The organism is Cupriavidus sp. 10L43_2 (assembly GCF_056395265.1).
This window is the reverse complement of the sequence record NZ_JBFTJE010000029.1, coordinates 24302-44031: the sequence shown is the minus strand read 5'-3', so window position 1 is coordinate 44031 and position 19730 is coordinate 24302. Positions and strand designations below refer to the sequence as shown.

The 19730-nt window shown below is 65.7% G+C and carries 20 protein-coding genes; 15 read left to right on the top strand and 5 right to left on the bottom strand.

The window, feature by feature from the left end; translation table 11 throughout:
• The 6 genes from AC1DEL_RS26920 to cysM all read left to right on the top strand — a co-directional run.
• Positions 1–879 (top strand): UDP-glucose dehydrogenase family protein (locus AC1DEL_RS26920; protein WP_477159226.1); only part of this gene is annotated, 879 nt, incomplete at its 5' end.
• Positions 880–885: 6 nt separating this feature from the next.
• Complete coding sequence (gene rfaE1, locus AC1DEL_RS26915; RefSeq protein ID WP_092302007.1) at positions 886–1827, top strand: D-glycero-beta-D-manno-heptose-7-phosphate kinase; 942 nt, start codon at positions 886–888, stop codon at positions 1825–1827.
• Between the two features lie 42 nt (positions 1828–1869).
• On the top strand, positions 1870–2865 hold the full coding sequence (rfaD, locus tag AC1DEL_RS26910) for an ADP-glyceromanno-heptose 6-epimerase (protein WP_092302010.1): 996 nt from the start codon (positions 1870–1872) through the stop codon (positions 2863–2865).
• Positions 2866–3048: 183 nt separating this feature from the next.
• Positions 3049–3417 carry a ComEA family DNA-binding protein gene (locus AC1DEL_RS26905; protein ID WP_092302013.1) on the top strand — a complete coding sequence of 123 codons (369 nt, stop codon included), beginning with the start codon at positions 3049–3051 and terminating at the stop codon, positions 3415–3417.
• A gap of 147 nt (positions 3418–3564) precedes the next feature.
• Positions 3565–4878 (top strand): solute carrier family 23 protein, encoded by a 1314-nt coding sequence (locus AC1DEL_RS26900; protein WP_441593607.1) that lies wholly within the window; start codon positions 3565–3567, stop codon positions 4876–4878.
• Between the two features lie 133 nt (positions 4879–5011).
• The gene (gene cysM, locus AC1DEL_RS26895) at positions 5012–5914 is read left to right on the top strand and encodes a cysteine synthase CysM (protein WP_092302019.1); all 903 of its coding nucleotides are present in this window, start codon (positions 5012–5014) and stop codon (positions 5912–5914) included.
• 60 nt (positions 5915–5974) lie between these two features.
• Here the strand turns inward: cysM and AC1DEL_RS26890 are convergent, their stop codons facing one another.
• The 3 genes from AC1DEL_RS26890 to mltB form a co-directional block, all read right to left on the bottom strand.
• Positions 5975–6460: an SRPBCC family protein gene (locus tag AC1DEL_RS26890; RefSeq protein ID WP_441593608.1), complete on the bottom strand. Its 486-nt coding sequence runs from the start codon at positions 6458–6460 to the stop codon at positions 5975–5977.
• A complete protein-coding gene (locus AC1DEL_RS26885) occupies positions 6432–6800 on the bottom strand; it encodes an ArsR/SmtB family transcription factor (protein ID WP_092301898.1) in 369 nt (122 codons plus the stop codon). Before AC1DEL_RS26885 ends, AC1DEL_RS26890 begins: the two co-directional genes overlap by 29 nt.
• An 83-nt stretch (positions 6801–6883) precedes the next feature.
• Positions 6884–7990, bottom strand: a complete 1107-nt coding sequence (gene mltB / locus AC1DEL_RS26880; protein WP_092301901.1) for a lytic murein transglycosylase B — start codon at positions 7988–7990, stop codon at positions 6884–6886.
• Positions 7991–8120: 130 nt separating this feature from the next.
• Between mltB and AC1DEL_RS26875 the strand changes: the two genes are divergently transcribed.
• From AC1DEL_RS26875 to AC1DEL_RS26845, 7 genes are all read left to right on the top strand, one after another.
• Positions 8121–9044: a histone deacetylase family protein gene (locus tag AC1DEL_RS26875; RefSeq protein ID WP_092301903.1), complete on the top strand. Its 924-nt coding sequence runs from the start codon at positions 8121–8123 to the stop codon at positions 9042–9044.
• A gap of 206 nt (positions 9045–9250) precedes the next feature.
• On the top strand, positions 9251–10285 hold the full coding sequence (locus AC1DEL_RS26870) for a methionine ABC transporter ATP-binding protein (RefSeq protein ID WP_092301906.1): 1035 nt from the start codon (positions 9251–9253) through the stop codon (positions 10283–10285).
• Positions 10275–10928 carry a methionine ABC transporter permease gene (locus AC1DEL_RS26865; protein ID WP_092301909.1) on the top strand — a complete coding sequence of 218 codons (654 nt, stop codon included), beginning with the start codon at positions 10275–10277 and terminating at the stop codon, positions 10926–10928. The genes AC1DEL_RS26870 and AC1DEL_RS26865 overlap by 11 nt, the downstream gene beginning before the upstream one ends.
• A 39-nt stretch (positions 10929–10967) precedes the next feature.
• Positions 10968–11765, top strand: coding sequence for a MetQ/NlpA family ABC transporter substrate-binding protein (locus AC1DEL_RS26860; protein ID WP_477159225.1), 798 nt, complete (start codon positions 10968–10970; stop codon positions 11763–11765).
• Positions 11766–12000: 235 nt separating this feature from the next.
• Positions 12001–12750 (top strand): electron transfer flavoprotein subunit beta/FixA family protein, encoded by a 750-nt coding sequence (locus tag AC1DEL_RS26855; protein ID WP_092301915.1) that lies wholly within the window; start codon positions 12001–12003, stop codon positions 12748–12750.
• Between the two features lie 17 nt (positions 12751–12767).
• Positions 12768–13703, top strand: coding sequence for an electron transfer flavoprotein subunit alpha/FixB family protein (locus tag AC1DEL_RS26850; protein ID WP_092301918.1), 936 nt, complete (start codon positions 12768–12770; stop codon positions 13701–13703).
• A 121-nt stretch (positions 13704–13824) separates the two neighbouring features.
• Positions 13825–15609, top strand: coding sequence for an acyl-CoA dehydrogenase (locus tag AC1DEL_RS26845; RefSeq protein WP_477110806.1), 1785 nt, complete (start codon positions 13825–13827; stop codon positions 15607–15609).
• Between the two features lie 78 nt (positions 15610–15687).
• Here AC1DEL_RS26845 and AC1DEL_RS26840 read toward each other — a convergent pair whose 3' ends face one another.
• Positions 15688–16992, bottom strand: a complete 1305-nt coding sequence (locus AC1DEL_RS26840; RefSeq protein WP_092301924.1) for a D-amino acid dehydrogenase — start codon at positions 16990–16992, stop codon at positions 15688–15690.
• Between the two features lie 109 nt (positions 16993–17101).
• Here AC1DEL_RS26840 and AC1DEL_RS26835 point away from each other — a divergent pair, with 109 nt between their 5' ends.
• Positions 17102–17596, top strand: a complete 495-nt coding sequence (locus AC1DEL_RS26835) for an Lrp/AsnC ligand binding domain-containing protein (RefSeq protein ID WP_092301927.1) — start codon at positions 17102–17104, stop codon at positions 17594–17596.
• Between the two features lie 16 nt (positions 17597–17612).
• A complete protein-coding gene (locus AC1DEL_RS26830; RefSeq protein ID WP_454756872.1) occupies positions 17613–18788 on the top strand; it encodes a PA0069 family radical SAM protein in 1176 nt (391 codons plus the stop codon).
• A gap of 281 nt (positions 18789–19069) precedes the next feature.
• On the opposite strand, the gene AC1DEL_RS26825 is transcribed toward AC1DEL_RS26830, so the two are convergent.
• Positions 19070–19564 carry an NINE protein gene (locus tag AC1DEL_RS26825; protein ID WP_454756873.1) on the bottom strand — a complete coding sequence of 165 codons (495 nt, stop codon included), beginning with the start codon at positions 19562–19564 and terminating at the stop codon, positions 19070–19072.
• Positions 19565–19730 lie beyond the last annotated feature (166 nt).

Genomic DNA, 19730 nt, shown 5'->3' with positions numbered 1-19730 from the left:
TTCATGCGCCCGGACCGCATCGTGCTGGGCTGCTCGCCCGACGTGGCCGGCCGCCATGCCAAGGCCATCATGCGCGAGCTGTACTCGCCGTTCAACCGCAACCACGAACGCACCTTCTATATGGATGTGCGCTCGGCCGAGTTCACCAAGTACGCGGCCAATTCGATGCTGGCGACGCGTATTTCCTTCATGAACGAGCTGGCCAACCTGGCTGACGAGGTCGGTGCGGACATCGAATTGGTCCGACTCGGCATCGGCTCCGACCCGCGCATCGGCTACAGCTTCCTGTACGCCGGCGCSGGCTACGGCGGCTCGTGCTTCCCGAAGGACGTGCAGGCGCTGATGCGCACGGCCACCTCGTACGGCAAGCCGATGCGGGTGCTGGAGGCCGTGGAGGCCGTCAACGACGCCCAGAAGCAGGTCTTGGCCAACAAGGTGATCAAGCGCTTCGGCGAAGACCTGACCGGCAAGACCTTCGCAATCTGGGGCCTCGCCTTCAAGCCGAATACCGATGACATGCGGGAAGCGCCCTCGCGGGTGCTGGCGCGCGAGCTGGTGTCGCGCGGCGCCGCGCTGCGCGTGCACGACCCGGTGGCGATGCCCGAAGCGCGCCGTGTGATCGAGACGGATCTTGCGGACATCGAAGGCGGCGCGGGGCGAGTACACTTCTGCGAGGCGCAGATGGATGTCCTCGAGGACGCCGACGCGCTCGTGATCGTGACCGAGTGGAAGGTCTTCCGGAGCCCGGATTTCAGTGCCATCCGCGCCAAGCTGAAGACCCCGGTCATTATCGACGGCCGCAATCTCTACGAACCCGATGCCATGGCGACAGCCGGCATCGAATACCACGCGATCGGGCGCTCTGCCTCGATGCGCTGAGACCCTATGAGCAAGAATCAGATTTCGCAGGACCAGATTCGACAATCGCAGGTGCTGGTGGTGGGCGACATGATGCTGGACCGTTACTGGTTTGGCGACGTGGAGCGCATTTCCCCGGAGGCGCCGGTGCCCGTGGTGCAGGTCAAGCGCAGTGACGAGCGCCTGGGCGGCGCTGCCAACGTGGCCCGCAATGCCGCGGCGCTGGGCGCCCGGGTAGGCATGCTCGGCGTGATCGGCGATGACGAGCCGGGCCGCACGCTCGAGGCGCTGCTGGCCGAGAGCCACGTGCAGCCCTACCTGCAACGCGATCCCACCCTCAATACGACGATCAAGCTGCGCGTGCTGGCCCATCAGCAGCAGTTGCTGCGCGTCGATTTCGAGAGCGCGCCGGCCAACGAAGTGCTGGCTTCGGTACAGGAGCGCTTCAATACTCTGGTGGCCGACTATCAGGTGCTGGTCTTGTCCGACTACGGCAAGGGCGGTCTGGCGCACGTCGGCCGCATGGTGGAGGCGGGCCGCGCGGCCGGCCGCACCGTGCTGGTGGACCCCAAGGGCGACGACTACTCGCGCTACCGGGGTGCCACGCTGATCACGCCGAACCGTGCCGAGATGCGTGCCGTGGTGGGCGCCTGGAAGACCGAGGCGGACCTGACCATCCGCGCCCAGAACCTGCGCCGCTCGCTCCAGCTTGAAGCGCTGCTGCTGACGCGCTCGGAGGAGGGCATGACGCTCTACACCGAGGCCGAGGTGCTTCATGTCTCGGCCCAGGCGCGCGAAGTCTATGATGTATCGGGGGCCGGCGATACCGTGATCGCCACGCTGGCCACGATGATCGGTGCCGGCGTGCCGCTCAAGGAAGCCGTGCAGCACGCCAACCGGGCCGGCGCCATCGTGGTCGGCAAGCTGGGTACCGCCGTTGTCACGTATCCCGAACTGTTCGGCGCCTGAGGCGCGTGTCGTAAAAGTCCGAAATTCGAGTCTGAAACTACCATGACCATCATCGTGACCGGCGCCGCCGGCTTTATCGGCAGCAACCTCGTCAAGGGCTTGAACGAGCGCGGCGAGACCAATATTGTCGCGGTCGACAACCTGACCCGCGCCGAGAAGTTCGGCAACCTCGTGGACTGCGAGATCGCCGACTACCTCGACAAGTCGGAATTCGTCCAGCGCTTTGCGCGGGGGGACTTCGGCAAGGTCCGCGCGGTGTTCCACGAGGGCGCGTGCTCCGACACCATGGAGACCGACGGCCGCTACATGATGGAGAACAACTACCGCTACACGCTGGCGCTGATGGAAGCCTGCCTGGAGCAGGGCACGCAGTTCCTCTACGCCTCGTCGGCGGCCACCTACGGGGCGTCGACGATGTTCCGCGAGGACCGCGAGTACGAGCGCCCGCTGAACGTGTACGGCTATTCGAAGTTCCTGTTCGACCAGGTGGTGCGGCGCCGGCTGCCGGCGGCCCACTCGCAGATCGTCGGCTTCCGCTACTTCAACGTGTACGGCCCGCGCGAGTACCACAAGGGCCGCATGGCCTCGGTGGCGTTCCACCACTTCAACCAGTTCCGCGCCGAGGGCTCGGTGAAGCTGTTCGGCGAGTACAACGGCTACGCGCCGGGTACGCAGAGCCGCGACTTCGTGTCCGTGGAGGACGTGGTCAAGGTCAACCTGTACTTCCTCGATCATCCGGAAAAGTCCGGCATCTTCAACCTTGGCACCGGCCGCTCGCAGCCGTTCAACGACATCGCCGCCAGCGTGGTCAACACGCTGCGCGAGATCGAGGACAAGCCGCCGCTCTCGCTGGAGGAGATGGTGCAGGAAGGGCTGGTCGAATACGTGAAATTCCCCGACGCGCTGCGCGGCAAGTACCAGTGCTTCACGCAGTCCGATGTGTCGCGCCTGCGGTCGGCGGGCTATACCGCCCCGTTCCTCACGGTGCAGGAAGGCGTCTCGCGCTACTGCAAGTGGCTGCTCGAGCGTAACGGCTGACCGTTTCGGATGTTTCCGACCGCCGATTGCAACATCCTCGTTGCAGTTGGCCACACATCCGCGCGGATGTTGTGAACGATTGTGGCCGACTACGCGTCTAGCCGTCACCCGCTCCTATCCTGACAAGGCTCCGTCGCCATCCCGGCACGGAGCCTTGAGTCCAATAAGGAAAGGAGTTTTCTGATGCGCAATCCCTTCGATGTTTCCCTGATCCAGTGCATGCGCCGGATGTTCGTGGCGCTGCTGGTGTCGCTCGCGTTCGGCGGCGCGGCCTATGCCAACGTGGACGTCAACGTGGCGGACGAAGCCGCGCTGACCGGCGTGAAGGGCATCGGGCCGGCTACCGCCAAGCGGATCCTCGATGAGCGCGAGAAGCATGGCGCCTTCAAGGATGCCGGCGACCTCGCGGACCGGGTGCCCGGCGTGGGGCCGAAGTCGGTGGCCAACCTCGAGGCCGCCGGGCTGACGTTCGGCAAGGCTGCGCCGCCCCCTCGCAAGGATCCCAAGGCAAAGGCCAGCGCGGCACCATCGACGCAGAAGGCGGCCCGCTGACGCCATGCGGCAGACCAGGCCCGGGGCGTCAACAGCCCGGGGCTGGTATGCGTTGTGCTTCCTTGTCGGCCGGCGCCGGCCCGGTCGCTTCGCGGCCAGGGCGGCGCGGAGTATCATGCGCGACGTCGATAACAGGGAGAAAACAACATGGCGAATGGCGAGGACACGGGCTTCCTACCGAAATGGCGGCTGAAGACATCGGGCGTGATCGGCCCGGACGAGCGGCTGCCCGCGGGGCAGACGATTCTGGCGGGCATCCAGCACGTAGTGGCGATGTTCGGCTCCACGGCCATCGCGCCGATCCTGATGGGCTTCAATCCGAATATCGCCATCCTGTTCTCGGGCATCGGCACGCTGATTTTCTTCCTGTTCGTACGCGGGCGCGTGCCGAGCTATCTGGGATCGAGCTTCGCGTTCATCGCCGTGGTCATCGCGGCCACCGGCTATGCCGGCAGCGGGCCGAACCTGAATATCCCGGTGGCGCTCGGCGGCATCATCGCGGCGGGGGCGGTCTACACATTGATCGGCCTGATCGTGCAGGCGGTCGGCTACGCCTGGGTGGAGAAGCTGATGCCGCCGGTGGTGACCGGCGCCATCGTTGCAGCGATTGGCCTGAACCTGGCGCCGGTGGCCGTCAAGGCCGTCAGCGCCGCGCCGCTCGATACCTGGATCGGACTGCTGACCGTGCTGGCCGTGGGTCTGATCGCCGTGCGCGCGCCGGGCATGGTGGGGCGCCTGCCGGTGCTGCTGGGCGGGCTGGCTGGCTACCTCGCGTATTACATCGCCACCAATGTGATGGGCATGGGCAAGGCCATCGACTTCTCGGGCGTGATTGCGGCCGGCTGGTTCGGCCTGCCCGCGTTCACGGCGCCGGTGTTCGAGCCGAGCGCGATGCTGCTGATCGCCCCGGTGGCGATCGTGCTTGTGGCGGAGAACCTCGGCCACATCAAGGCCATCGGCGTGATGACGGGCCGCAACCTGGACCCGTATATCGGTCGCGCGTTCATCGGCGATGGCGTGGCCACGATGCTGTCCGCCTCGGGCGGCGGCACGGGCGTGACCACGTACGCGGAGAACATGGGTGTGATGGCGGTGACGCGCATCTACTCGACGCTGATCTTCGTGGTAGCGGCGGCGGTGGCCATTCTGCTCGGCTTCTCGCCGAAGTTCGGCGCGCTGATCCTGACGATTCCGGGCCCGGTCATCGGCGGCCTGACCATCGTCGTGTTTGGCCTGATCTCGGCCACGGCCGGGCGGATCTGGGTGCAGAACGGCGTGGATTTCTCCAGCTCGCGCAACTTGATCACGGTGGGGGCCACGCTGACCGTGGCCGCTGGTGACCTGACGCTGAAGCTCGGTGGCATGACGCTCGGTGGCATCGGCACGGCCACGTTCGGCGCCATCCTGCTGTATCACCTGCTGGGCAAGGGCCGCGACGAAGAAACCGCGCTGCCGCACTGATTCGGCGGCATGGCGGGGCCGGCTGGGGTGGGGGAATGCCCGCCCTGCCGGTGCGGGTAAGGTGGGTGCATTACAATGACCCGCGACAACAAAGACATTGGCGACACCCCCTCCCGCGACATTCCCCTGCACCATGGCCTACAAGACGATCGAAGACACCATCGGCAATACGCCGCTGGTCAGACTCCAGCGCATCCCCGGCGCCGCCATCGAGGCGCGCGGCAATGTGATTCTCGGCAAGCTCGAAGGCAATAACCCGGCCGGTTCCGTCAAGGACCGTCCCGCGCTGTCGATGATCCGTGGTGCCGAGGCGCGCGGCCGCATCAAGCCGGGCGACACGCTGATCGAGGCGACCTCGGGCAATACCGGCATCGCGCTGGCCATGGCTGCGGCCATCCGCGGCTACCGCATGGTGTTGATCATGCCGGAGGACCTGAGCCTCGAGCGCCGGCAGAGCATGTCGGCCTATGGCGCGGAGATCATCCTCACGCCGGTCAAGGGCGGCATGGAGTACGCGCGTGACCTCGCCGAAGCCATGGAGCGCGAAGGCAAGGGTGTGATCCTCGACCAGTTCGCCAATCCGGACAATCCGCTGGCGCACTACGAGACCACGGGCCCGGAACTCTGGGCGGAAACCGAGGGCCGTATCACGCACTTTGTGTCCGCCATGGGCACCACGGGCACGATTACCGGCGTCTCGCGCTTCCTCAAGGAAAAGAACCCGGCGATTCAGATCGTCGGCGCGCAGCCGGCCGAAGGCTCGCGCATCCCCGGCATCCGCAAGTGGCCGGAAGCCTATCTGCCGAAGATCTACGATCCGAAGTACGTAGACCGCCAGGAGCCGGTGTCGCAGGCCGACGCCGAGCACATGGCCCGCCGCATGGCGCGCGAGGAAGGCATCTTCTGCGGCATTTCCGCCGCCGGCGCGCTGTGCGTGGCGCTGCGCGTGGCCGAGGAAGTGGAAAACGCGACGATCGTGTTCGTGGTCTGCGACCGTGGTGACCGCTACCTGTCGACCGGYGTATTCCCGGCCTGATCGGTCCCGCGTTTCTCGTACGAGTAAAGGCCCCGCGCGTTTGCCGGGGCCTTTTTCTATCTAGCGCAAGTTCAGCGCGAAGTCGTCGAGCTGGGTGATGCAGGTGTTCCAGCCGTCGAAGAAGCCCAGCTTCTCGTGCTGGTCCCGCGTTTCGTCATCGGGGTGCATCACCGTGGCGGTGTAGCGGCTGCCCGTGCCTTCGTCGGCCATGGTGATGATGGCCGTGAAGCCGAGCCACGGCTTGGCCGGACGCCAGCCGCCCGTCAGCATCGACGTCATGACAAGGCGCGATTGCGGCACCACTTCGAGAAAGCTGCCAGGGTTGTCGCTCACGCCACCGTCGGGGCCGCGCATGATGGTATGGAAGGCGCCGCCGGGCTGGAGGTCGAAGGCCAGCACCTCGGTCGTCCAGGGCTTGGGGCACCACCATTCCTTGAGCAATGCCGGATCCGACCAGGCGCGCCACAGTGCCGAGCGCGGCGCGCGCAGCACGCGGGAGATGACGAGGTCGCGGGATTCAGCGTTGTCGGCTGGGCTGTTTGACATGGGCTTGCTCCTCCTGATGTAGACGTTCGACGAATTGGGCCATGCGATCGGACCTGGCCTCCCAGACGGCGCGCTGCTCGGCGATCCACTGCTCAGCCTGCGAGAGCCGCTCCGGCAACAACTCACACGTGCGGGTGCGCCCGAGCTTGTGCGTGCGGATCAGGCCGCTACGCTCGAGCACGGTCAGGTGCTTCATGAACGACGGCAGCGCCATGTCGAATGGCGCCGCCAGCGTGGACACCGACTGCGCGCCGCCGCCCAGTGCGCTGACAATCGCACAGCGGGTGGGGTCGGCGAGCGCGTGAAATACCTCGCTGACTGTCGCTTGATAGTTAGCCATATGGGTAACTATAGGCCAAAAGAAAATCCCCGGCAAGACAGAGCCTGGACGGGGATTTGGGGTCGGCGAATGGGGGGTGGCGATCAGCCCATCGCCGCTTTGACTGCCTCGCCGAGTTGGTACACCGCCAGCGCGTAGAAAAAGCTGCGGTTGTAGCGCGTGAGCACGTAGAAATTGCGCAGGCCGATCAGGTACTCGGTGGGCTGGTCCGGCGTGGGCAAGTCCACCACCAGCACGCCGGTCTCGCCTTCGCGCTGGAGGTCGATCGGCTCGTCCACGCGCAACCCGGCGCGGGTGAGCTGGTTCAGCGTGCGCGTGGGCCACGGCTCGCCGTCTGCCGCAGCCACGGCAATGCCCCGGCTGCCTTCGTCGCCGGCAATGCGCCAGATCACGGGCCGGCCCTGTTCCCAGCCGTGCAGCTGCAGGAAGCGGCCCACGCTACCAATGGCATCGACGGCGCTGTTGCGCAGGTCGACGTGCCCGTCCTTGTCATAGTCGATCGCGTACTCGCGCAGGCTGGTCGGCATGAACTGCGGAATGCCCACCGCGCCCGCGTACGAGCCGAGTACCGAATAGACATCGGTGCGGGTCTCGCGGCACCAGAGCAGGTAGTCCGCCAACTGCTCGCGGAACAGCCGGGTGCGTGCGTCGCGGTTCGGGGTGTCCGGATAGTCGAAGGCCAGCGTGGAGAGCGAATCCAGCACGCGGAACGTGCCCATATCGCGCCCGTAGATGGTTTCCACGCCGATGATGCCGACGATGACCGACGCCGGCACGCCGAATTCGGCCTCGGCGCGGCGCAGCGTGTCGCGGTTTTCCTGCCAGAAGCGCACGCCGGCGTTGATGCGGATCGGCTCGATAAAGCGCGAGCGGTACGTCCGCCAGCTCTTCCGGCCCGGCGTGCTCGGCGGCATGATCAGCCGCGACACCGTGGCCGAATACACGGCCTGACTGAAATACGTGTCCAGCTCCGCGCGCGGGAAGCCGTGGCGGGCCACCATGTCGTCGATGAACGCACGGGTTTGCGGATGATTTCGATAGCGGCCCGGTTCGATTTCTTCTTCCCGGACGGCCACGCGACGCTTGCCGGCAGCCATCAGTCGAGGAGAAACGCCGCACAGGCCCAATGCGGCAGCGGTGAGTGCGGCGCCCAGCAGCGGGCGGCGCATGGAGCGCTGTTTGTCGGTCATGTTGTCCTTTGCAAGTCGCACCGAGTATAGCGGATGCCTCCCGGCGCCAGCGACCCCGCCGGCCCACGGATGATGTGGCACGTCATGTGCTAACGTATCGATTGGAGACAAACTTGACCCGGAAACGACAATGCCAACGGGCTATTACACACATCCCGCATTCCAGCTGCACGAGATGGGACATTTCCATCCGGAATGCCCGGAACGGCTGCAGGCGATCGAGGATCACCTGATCTCGCACGGGCTGGACGGGCTGCTGGACCGCCGCGACGCGCCGGCCGCCACCGAGGAGCAGATCGAGCGCGTGCACCGGCCCGACTACGTCTCCCAGCTGGCGTCCGTGAGCCCCGCGAGCGGCTACCACGCGATCGATCCCGATACCACGATGAACCGCCACACGCTGACCGCCGCCACGCACGCGGCCGGCGCCGCCGTGGCCGCCACCGACGCCGTGATGGCCGGCGAACTGGAAAACGCGTTTTGCTGCGTGCGCCCGCCGGGCCACCACGCCGAGCCGGACCGCGCCATGGGCTTCTGCTTCTATAACAACGTGGCGATTGCCGCCCGTCACGCGCTGGTCGCGCATGGTCTGGAGCGCGTGGCCGTGATCGATTTCGATGTCCACCACGGCAACGGCACCGAGGCGGCATTCCGCAACGACCCCCAGGTGCTGATGTGCAGCTTCTTCCAGCACCCGTTCTATCCGTATAGCGGCACGGAGCACATTGCGCCGAACATGTCGAATATCCCGCTGCCCGCCTATACCAACGGCATGGCCGTGCGCGAGGTGGTGGAGACGATCTGGCTGCCACGCCTGAACGAGTTCCGGCCCCAGATGCTGTTCATCTCGGCCGGTTTCGATGCCCACCGTGAGGACGACCTCGGCCAGATGGGCCTGGTCGAGCAGGACTACGCCTGGATGACCGAACGGCTGATGGAAGTGGCGCGCGTGCACGCCAAGGGCCGCATCGTGAGCTGCCTGGAGGGGGGCTACAACCTCAGCGCGCTGGGGCGGAGCGTGCTCGCGCACCTGAAGGTGATGATGGAAGGGTGAATACGCTCAAAGATCATCGATGCAAGTGACCCGTAATTCGCAAAAATGCGATTGACGGTGCTTCTATATGCTCCCAGCGCATAAGGCGATCGAAAAAATCTCGTTTGAGGTATGAAGCGGATCGCATAAAATGCGAGCTTCAGAAAAATAATGCGCGGCAACAACGCTGGAGACCCCACGCTGTTGCCGTTTTCTTTTCTCTTTCCATGATCGAACTGCAAGGACTCTCGCAGCGATTCCCCGGCGGGTCGGGGGAAGTGCATGCGCTGCGCGATGTCAGCCTCTCCATCGCGCCCGGTGAAGTCTTCGGCATCATCGGCCGAAGCGGGGCCGGCAAGAGCACGCTGGTGCGTGCCATCAATCTGCTGAACCGGCCCAGCGCCGGCCGGGTGATCGTCGACGGCCACGATTTGACTGCGATGGATGCCAGCCGCCTGCGCGCGGCGCGCCGCGAAATCGGCATGATCTTCCAGCATTTCAACCTGCTGTCGTCGCGCACGGTCTATGACAACGTGGCGCTGCCGCTGGAGCTGGCCGGCAAGACCAAGGCCGAGATTGCCGCGACGGTGCTGCCGCTGCTGGACCTCGTGGGTCTGTCGGCGCTGCGCGACCGCCATCCCGCGCAGATCAGCGGCGGGCAGAAGCAGCGCGTGGGCATTGCGCGCGCGCTGGCCAGCAAGCCGAAGGTGCTGCTGTCCGACGAAGCCACCTCCGCGCTGGATCCCGAGACCACGCGCTCGATCCTCGACCTGCTCAAGCAGATCAATCGCGAGCTGGGCCTGACCATCGTCATGATCACGCACCAGATGGAGGTCATCAAGCAGGTCTGCGACCGCGTGGCCGTGCTCGAGGCCGGTCAGGTGGTGGAAAGCGGCCGTGTGATCGACGTCTTCCTGCGCCCGCAGCACGAGGTCACGCGCGCGATGATCGGCGACGTGATTGCCCAGGAACTGCCGGCCAGCGTGCTCAAGCGCGTGGAAAGCCGGCTCGGCAACGGCCGCGACCACGTCTACCGGCTGGCCTTCACGGGCGAGAACGTCGACCAGCCGGTGCTGGCCCAGGCGATCCGCCAGCACGGACTGGACTTCAACATCCTGCACGGCCATATCGACGAGATCCAGGGGCAGGCGTTCGGCTCGCTGGCGATCATGGCCACGGGCGAGCCGGCCGCGGTGCGCGCGGCGATGGAGTATTTGCAGACGCAGGGCGTCGTGGTGGAGGAGATCGAACATGTGGTCTGAAATGTTTGACCTGTTCCTGGCGTCGTTCGGCGAGACACTGTTGATGGTGTCGATCTCGGGCGTGGTGGGCGCGCTGTTCGGCGTGCCGCTGGGCGTGCTGCTGCACCTGACCAACCGGGGCGGCGTGCTGTCGCATCCGCTGTTCAACCGCTCCATCGGCGTGGTCGTGAACGCGGTGCGGTCGATACCGTTCATCATCCTGCTGGTGGTGGTGATCCCGTTCACGCGCTTTATCGTCGGTTCGTCGATCGGCACGACGGCGGCTGTGGTGCCGCTGACGATCGCGGCGGTGCCGTTCATCGCCCGGCTGGTCGAGGCGGCGCTGCGCGAGGTGGACAAGGGCCTGGTGGAAGCCGCGCAATCGATGGGTGCCACCACGCGCCAGATCGTCTGGAAGGTGCTGCTGCCCGAGGCGATGCCCGGCATCGTGGCCGGCCTGACCATCACCTTCGTGAGCCTGGTCGGCTATTCGGCCATGGCCGGCGCCATCGGCGGCGGCGGGCTGGGCGACCTGGGCATCCGCTACGGCTACCAGCGCTATATCACCGAGGTCATGGTCGCCGTGGTGGTGATCCTGATCGTCTTCGTACAGGCCGTGCAGAGCTTTGGCGACTGGCTCGTGCGCCGCATCAGCCATCGCTGATGGGTTTCAATTCGCAGGGAAACTAGGGGTAAATCAAAAATGCAACGTCGTAATTTGCTGAAGACTGCCGCAGCGGTGGCGCTGGGCCTGGCCGTTTCCACGGGCGCGCTGGCGCAGGAAAAGCCGATCAAGGTTGGCGTGACGGGCGGCCCGCACGCGCAGATCATGGAGCAGGTGAAGAAGGTGGCGGCCAAGGACGGCCTGAAYATCCAGSTGGTGGAGTTCAGYGACTACRTCCAGCCGAAYGCCGCGCTGGCCGCTGGCGACCTSGACGCCAACAGCTACCAGCAYCTGCCGTACCTGGAAGCSCAGATCAAGGATCGCGGCTACAAGTTCACGCACGTGGGCTTCACGGTCACGTTCCCGATGGGTGTGTACTCGAAGAAGGTGAAGTCGCTGGACCAGATCAAGCAGGGCGCCCGCGTGGGCGTGCCGAACGATCCGACCAACGGCGGTCGCGGCCTGTTGCTGCTGCAGGCCAAGGGCCTGATCAAGCTGCGTCCGGACGCCGGTCTGAAGGCCACGCCGCTGGACATCGTGGAAAATCCGAAGAAGATCAAGATCGTCGAACTCGACGCTGCCCAGCTGCCGCGCTCGCTCGACGACCTGGACGCCGCCGCGATCAACGGCAACTATGCCGAGTCCGCCGGCCTGTCCCCCACGCGTGATGCAATCGCCACAGAAGGCCCGAAGGGTCCGTACGCGAACCTGATCGCCATCCGCGCGGCGGACAAGGACAAGCCGTGGGTGGCCAAGCTGGTGAAGGCCTACCACTCGGCCGAGGTGAAGCAGTACATCGCCAACACCTACAAGGAGTCGGTGATCACCGCCTGGTAATCATCAATCGGGCGCCGGTCCGGGACGATTTTCGAGGAAATCGTCCAAACCCTGTGCACGCGGGGCATCCTGCGGCACAATGGACGCAGATTTCTTCAGTTGCCGGGCTAGCCCCGGCAATTCTTTGTCTATAAAATAGTACGATCGTTCGAAAAACTAAAGCTGCGCCACCCCGGTGGTTATAATGGCGAGCGATTCAAATCTTTGGACTATCAGCTATCAGTGGAGTGAGCGCATGAAAGTACTCGTCGCAGTCAAGCGGGTGGTGGACTACAACGTCAAGGTCCGCGTGAAGTCGGATGGCTCGGGCGTCGACCTGGCCAACGTCAAAATGAGCATGAACCCGTTCGACGAAATCGCCGTGGAAGAGGCCGTGCGCCTGAAAGAAGCTGGCGTCGTCACCGAAGTGATCGCCGTGTCGTGCGGCGTCACGCAATGCCAGGAGACCCTGCGCACCGCGATGGCCATCGGCGCCGATCGCGGCATCCTGGTGGAATCGAACGAAGACCTGCAGCCGCTGGCCGTGGCCAAGCTGATCAAGGCACTGATCGACAAGGAACAGCCGCAACTGGTGATCCTGGGCAAGCAGGCCATCGACGATGACTCGAACCAGACCGGCCAGATGGTGGCCGCGCTGGCCGGCCTGCCGCAAGCCACGTTCGCCTCGAAGGTGGTGGTGGCGGATGGCAAGGCATCGGTGACCCGTGAAGTGGATGGCGGTCTGGAAACGCTGTCGGTCAAGCTGCCGGCCGTGGTGACCACGGACCTGCGCCTGAACGAGCCGCGCTACGTGACGCTGCCGAACATCATGAAGGCCAAGAAGAAGCCGCTGGAAACCGTGAAGCCCGAAGACCTCGGTGTGGATGTGGCCCCGCGTCTTTCGACCGTGAAGGTCGTGGAGCCGGCCAAGCGCAGCGCAGGCGTGATGGTGCCCGATGTGGCCACGCTGGTGCAAAAGCTGAAGTCTGAAGCCAAGGTTATCTGAGCGCGGGGAGAGAAAACATGACTGCACTCGTCATTGCTGAACACGACAATCAATCGATCAAGGCCGCCACGCTGAACACCGTGACGGCTGCCGCCCAGTGCGGTGGCGACGTCCACGTGCTGGTAGCCGGCGCCAATGCCAAGGCTGCCGCCGATGCCGCTGCCAAGATCGCCGGTGTGACCAAGGTCCTGCTGGCCGATGCCGCCTATTTCGGCGACGGCCTGGCCGAGAACGTGGCCGAGCAGGCCCTGGCCATCGCCAACGACTACAGCCATATCCTGGCGCCGGCAACGCCCTACGGCAAGAACATCCTGCCGCGCGTGGCCGCCCGCCTGGACGTGGCCCAGATCTCGGAAATCTCCAAGGTCGACGCACCGGATACCTTCGAGCGCCCGATCTACGCTGGTAACGCCATTGCCACCGTGAAGTCGGCCGACAAGATCAAGGTCATCACGGTGCGCGGCACGGCGTTCGACGCGGCTGCCGCCGAAGGTGGCTCGGCTGCTGTCGAGACCCTGCCGGCCGTGGCCGACCTGGGCATCTCGCAATTCGTCTCGCGCGAAGTGGCCAAGAGCGACCGTCCGGAACTGACCGCTGCCAAGATCATCGTTTCCGGTGGCCGTGGCGTGGGTTCGGGCGAGAACTACACCAAGGTGCTGACGCCGCTGGCCGACAAGCTGGGCGCCGCGCTGGGCGCCTCGCGCGCGGCCGTGGATGCCGGCTTCGTGCCGAACGACTATCAGGTCGGCCAGACCGGCAAGATCGTCGCGCCGCAGCTGTACATCGCGGTCGGTATTTCGGGCGCGATCCAGCATTTGGCCGGCATGAAGGACTCCAAGGTGATCGTCGCGATCAACAAGGACGCCGAAGCCCCGATCTTCTCGGTGGCGGACTATGGCCTGGTGGGCGACCTGAACACCGTGGTGCCTGAGCTGGTGGCAGCACTGGGCTGAGGTCTGGCCCCGCGCCGGCCCCCGTACTGTCTGGTACGGGCGCCGGCGCCACAACAAGAAGAATGAAGCCGTTCCGGGAGCGTCCCGCGAGCGGCTTTTTTACAAGATCCAGGAGACTTCGATGACCTATCGCGCACCGCTCAAGGACATGCTGTTCGTCATGAACGAACTGGCGGACCTGAACGCCGTCAGCCAGATGCCGGGCTATGAGGAAGCCACCCCGGACACGGCGCAGGCCGTGCTTGAGGAAGCGGCCCGGTTCAACGAGGAAGTGGTGGCCCCGCTGAACCGCGCGGGCGATCTCGACCCCAGCAGCTGGAAGGACGGCGTGGTCACCACCACGCCCGGGTTCCGCGACGCGTTCCGCCAGTTCGGCGAGGGCGGCTGGCAGGGCGTGCTGCATCCGAGCGATTTTGGCGGCCAGGGCTTGCCCAAGCTCGTCGGCACGCCGTGCATCGAGATGCTGAACAGCGCCAACCTGTCGTTCGCGCTGTGCCCGCTGCTGACCGATGGCGCCATCGAAGCCCTGCTGACTGCCGGCACCGACGAACAGAAGACGGTCATCCTGCCCAAGCTGATTGCGGGCGAATGGACCGGCACGATGAACCTGACCGAGCCGCAGGCCGGCTCGGACCTGGCCGCCGTGCGCACGCGCGCCGAGCCGCAGGGCGACGGCACGTTCAAGCTGTTCGGCACCAAGATTTTCATCACGTACGGCGAGCACGACATGGCGAAGAACATCGTCCATCTGGTGCTGGCCCGCACGCCGACCGCGCCCGAGGGCGTCAAGGGCATCTCGCTGTTCGTCGTGCCGAAGTTCCTGGTCAACCCGGACGGCACGACCGGTGCGCGCAACGACGTGCACTGCGTGTCGATCGAGCACAAGCTCGGCATCAAGGCCAGCCCGACGGCGGTGCTCCAGTTCGGCGATCACGGCGGCGCCGTCGGCACGCTGGTGGGCGAGGAGAATCGCGGCCTCGAATACATGTTCATCATGATGAATGCGGCGCGCTTCGCGGTGGGCATGCAGGGCATCGCGGTGTCCGAGCGCGCCTACCAGCACGCCGTGGCCTATGCGCGGGAGCGCGTGCAGAGCCGGCCGGTCGATGGCTCGGCGCGCGAGGCCGTGACGATCATCCATCACCCCGACGTCAAGCGCATGCTGATGACGATGCGCGCACTGATCGAAGGCGCACGTGCCGTGGCCTACGTGGCCGCCGCGGCCAGCGATGCCGCCCACCAGCATCCGGACGAGGCGACGCGCCGCGAAAACCAGGCGTTCTACGAGTTCATGGTGCCCGTGATCAAGGGCTGGAGCACCGAGCTGTCGATCGACGTGACCAGCCTCGGCGTGCAGGTGCACGGCGGCATGGGCTTCATCGAGGAAACCGGCGCGGCCCAGTACTACCGCGACGCGCGGATCCTGCCGATCTACGAGGGCACCACGGCCATCCAGGCCAATGACCTCGTCGGCCGCAAGACCGTGCGCGATGGCGGTGCCGTGGCGCGCGCGATCTGCGCGAAGATCGCCGAGACCGAGGCCGCGCTCGGCCAGCACAGCTGCGCCTCGTTCCAGGCGGTGCAGGGCCAGTTGAAGCGGGGTCGCGAGGCGCTCGAGGCCGTGGTGGGCTTCGTCGTGGAGAACGCCAAGGGCGATCCGAACGCGGTGTTCGCGGGCAGCGTGCCGTACCTGAAGCTGTGCGGCATCGTGTTCTCGGGCTGGCAACTGGGCCGCGCGATGCTGGCGGCGGATGCCAAGCGTAGCGAAGACCCGGCGTTTTATGATGCCAAGATCGCCACGGCGCATTTCTTCGGCGAGCACATCCTGTCGCAGGCGTCGTCGCTGCGCGACGCCATCGTGGCCGGCGCCGAGCCGGTCAAGGCGATGTCGGTGGACCAGTTCTGACGCGCAACTTGCGTTGGGGATGAAAAAAGGCGACCCGAAGGTCGCCTTTTTTTCGTCGAAGTCCGAGATCAGGAACGATCAGGCCGGCACCGGACGCGGCACGCCGTGCGTGCGCGCGGGCTGGCGGTAGCGGTCCACCGACAGGTCGTCGGCGCGAATCGCTGGCTGCGTGCCCGAGACCAGGTCGGACAGCAGCTTGCCCGAGCCGCAGGCCATGGTCCAGCCGAGCGTGCCGTGGCCGGTGTTGAGCCACAGGCCGCGAATCCCGGCGGGGCCGACCACGGGCGTGCCGTCCGGCGTCATCGGACGCAGGCCAGTCCAGAACGTGGCGCGGCTGACATCGCCGGCGCCGGGGAACAGGTCCGTCACCACGTGTTCGAGCGTGCGGCGCTTGGCCGGATCGAGCGAACGGTCGTAGCCGACGATCTGCGCCATGCCGCCCACGCGGATGCGGTCGTCGAAGCGCGTAATCGCCACCTTGTAGGTCTCGTCGAGCACCGTGGATACCGGGCTGCGCGCGGCATCGGTCATCGGCACCGTGATCGAGAAGCCCTTGAGCGGGTACACCGGCAGGTTCGACAGCCCCGGCAGCACATTGCGGACGAACGGCGTGGACCAGCTCCCGAGCGCCACCACCACGGCCTCGGCATACATCGGCTGGCCGCCAACCACGGCACCGGTCACGGCATCGCCCTGGGTCATCAGGCCGTCGATCGAGCGGTTGTAGAGGAACTGCACGCCGAGCGATTCGGCCATGGCTGCCAGCCGTTGGGTAAACAGCTGGCAATCCCCGGTTTCATCGTTCGGCAGGCGCAGGCCGCCGGCCAGCTTGTGGCCTGCGGCGGCCAGCGCCGGTTCGCTCGCGCCGAGTTCCTCGCGCGAAAGCAATTGATAGGGCACGCCCGCTTCCTCGAGCACGGCGATGTCGCGCGCGGCGGCTTCGAGCTGCGCGTCCGTGCGAAACACCTGGAGCGTGCCTTGCTGGCGGCCTTCGTAGGCAATACCGGTCTCGGCCCGCAGCGTGCGGATGCAATCGCGGCTGTACTCGGCCAGTCGCACCATGCGTTCCTTGTTCACGGCATAGCGTGCCGGCGTGCAATTGCGCAGCATCTGCCACATCCACTGGAGCTGGAACAGCGTGCCGTCAGGCTTGATGCTCAGCGGCGCGTGCTCCTGGAACATCCACTTGATGGCCTTGAGCGGCACGCCCGGCGCGGCCCACGGCGACGCGTAGCCCGGCGAGATCTGGCCGGCGTTGGCAAAGCTGGTGCCGAGCGCGGGCGCGGACTCGCGATCCACGACGGTCACTTCATGACCGGCACGGGCCAGGTACCACGCGCTGGTCACGCCAATAACGCCACTGCCAAGCACTAGAACACGCATCTCGATGACTCCGGACCTGCGAAAGAATGGAATAGAAGGATTCGTATCTATATTATTGACTTCAAAGCAGTGTTAGTTACCGATTAAATTAGAAAAACAGGAAAAAGTCATGAGAACGACACGTCAGCCGGTACGCGGCCTCGATCGGCTGGATCGGAAGATTCTCACGGTGCTCCAGGACGACGGGCGGGTGTCGATGAAAGACCTGGCGGAGCGGGTGGGGCTGACCATCACGCCCTGCATCGAGCGCGTGAAGCGGCTGGAGCGCGACGGTGTCATCATGGGCTACTACGCCCGGCTGAATCCGGGGCTGCTCGGCAGTGCGCTGCTGGTATTCGTGGAGATTTCGCTGGGCAACAAATCGGGCAATATGTTCGAGCAGTTCCGGCGCGAGGTGCTGCGGATTCCCGAGGTGCTGGAATGTCACCTCGTCTCGGGCGACTTCGACTACCTGATCAAGGCGCGGATTCGCGAGATCAGCGAGTACCGCCGTCTGCTCGGCGACATTCTGTTGCAGTTGCCGGGCGCAGCCCAATCTAAAAGCTACGTGGTGATGGAAGAAATCAAGGAGACATTGGCCATCTCGGTGGAAGAGCGCGAGTAAGGCCGTTCGATGCAAGATGGGTGACGATCACGACTTCGGCGGTGACGGGGAGGGCGAGGGCGCCCGCCGTCCGCCCGTGGCCCGCAAGGGGCGCGGCGCCGTCAGCAACCTCCAGGGACGCTTCGAGCGCGACCAGCGCGAGGCGTTCGACGACGGCTGGGCGCCGGCCGACGACGACCCGGCCCCCGCCGATGACGCGCTGCCGCCCAAGCTCGTCACCCAGGTCACGCTCGAGCAGGCCCGCTCGATCCTGTCGCGCAACGCCTCGCCCGACATCCCGTTCGATGTCTCGCTCAATCCTTACCGGGGCTGCGAGCACGGCTGCATCTACTGCTTCGCCCGGCCGACGCACGCCTATCTGGACCTGTCACCGGGGCTCGATTTCGAGACGAAGCTTTATGCCAAGACCAATGCGGCCGAGCGCCTGCGCGAAGAATTGTCCAAGCCGTCGTATCGGTGCGAGACCATCGCGCTGGGCGTGAACACCGACGCCTACCAGCCCATCGAGCGCGAGCAGCGCATCACGCGCAGCCTGCTGGAGGTATTGCACGAGACCGACCACCCGGTGGCGCTGATCACGAAGTCGTCACTGATCGAACGGGATATCGACCTGCTGGCGCCCATGGCCGCCAAGCGGCTCGCGGTGGGGGCTGTGACGATCACGACACTCGACACCGGCATCGCCCGCACGCTGGAACCGCGCGCAGCCACGCCGGCGCGGCGGCTGCGCACGATTCGTGAACTGACCGATGCGGGGATTCCGGTAGGGGTGAGCGTGGCGCCGATTATCCCGTTCGTCACCGAACCGGACCTCGAGCGCGTGCTGGAAGCCGCCCGGGAGGCCGGGGCGGTCTACGCCAACTACATCGTGCTGCGTCTGCCGTGGGAGGTGAGTCCGCTGTTCCAGGAGTGGCTCGAAGCGCATTTCCCGGATCGTGCCGAGCGGGTCATGAACCGCGTGCGCGAGATGCGGGGCGGCAAGGATTACGATGCCGACTTCGCCTCGCGCATGCGCGGCACGGGGATTTGGGCCGATCTGATGCGTCAGCGGTTCTACAAGACCGCCGAGCGGCTAGGCTTCCGTTACAACCGGTTCGAACTCGATACGTCGCGCTTCAGGCCCCCGCCCAGGCCGACCCGGCCCAACGGGCGTCCGCGCGGTACCGACGACCGGCAGGGTTCGCTGTTCTGAGGCGCCGCCTGCTGATCCTCGATCATGCGGCAGGCCAGCTCCAGCGCGGCCTTCGCACTGGTCGTCGGCAGGCCCGACGACAGGGCCAGCCTGACTGCGATAGCAGCCAGGCGTCCTTCTTCATACGTGGGATGTTCCATCGGGCACTCCTTTGCATCGTCCCGCCATGGCGGGCCATGCTCCATTCCGTGCGTACTCGGACTTACCAGTATGGGTGATTTGCAGAAGCGCGTTTGACCAATGTCATCCCATTGTCAGGTTGCAGCGAAAGTGCGCGCTGACTATTGGGAAAGCGCCTTGGCCGCCTCCACCTGCGACTCGAAGAACGTCTGGAAGCTGATGGCGAGCCCGGCCATGAGCAGGCCGGTGCCGATCAGGAGCGACAGGATGACCAGGATCACCACGGGCCAGCCGGAGCGCGTGGGCGTGTCGTGTGCGTTATAGCGCGCATCCCAGCGGTCGTCGGGGCGTAGCCCGAACACGATGGCGGTCAGGAATGCCGCAATCACCGAGGTGCCGCCCGCCACCGCGAACGTCCAGTTCAACGCGGTGGACCCGGCGCCCGTCACCAGCGACGCAATTCCGATCGCCCCCGCCAGCGTGGCCAGCAGGTGTGCCCAGCCGAACTTGTCGCCGAAGCCCTTCAGATAGAAGCGATGTGCTCCCAGGCTGCCGAACAGGAAGGCCAGGGCGACGGTGATCAGCTTGGACTTGCCCCGGGCCGGGCGACGCGCATCGGCGCCGAGGGCAGGGGCTTGGCTTGCGGTGGTAGGCATTGTGGAGGCGATGTGGCAGGCACGGAGGCTGACAATCGTCACATTGTACGTGGAGGCTGCGCCCGGTGAGGATATCGGGACAAGACCGGAGTGGCCGGAGCCGGACCAGTGGGTGCCGGGCAGAGGCAGGTCAGTTCGATTGCCGTCTGCGCAACAACGGCACGCT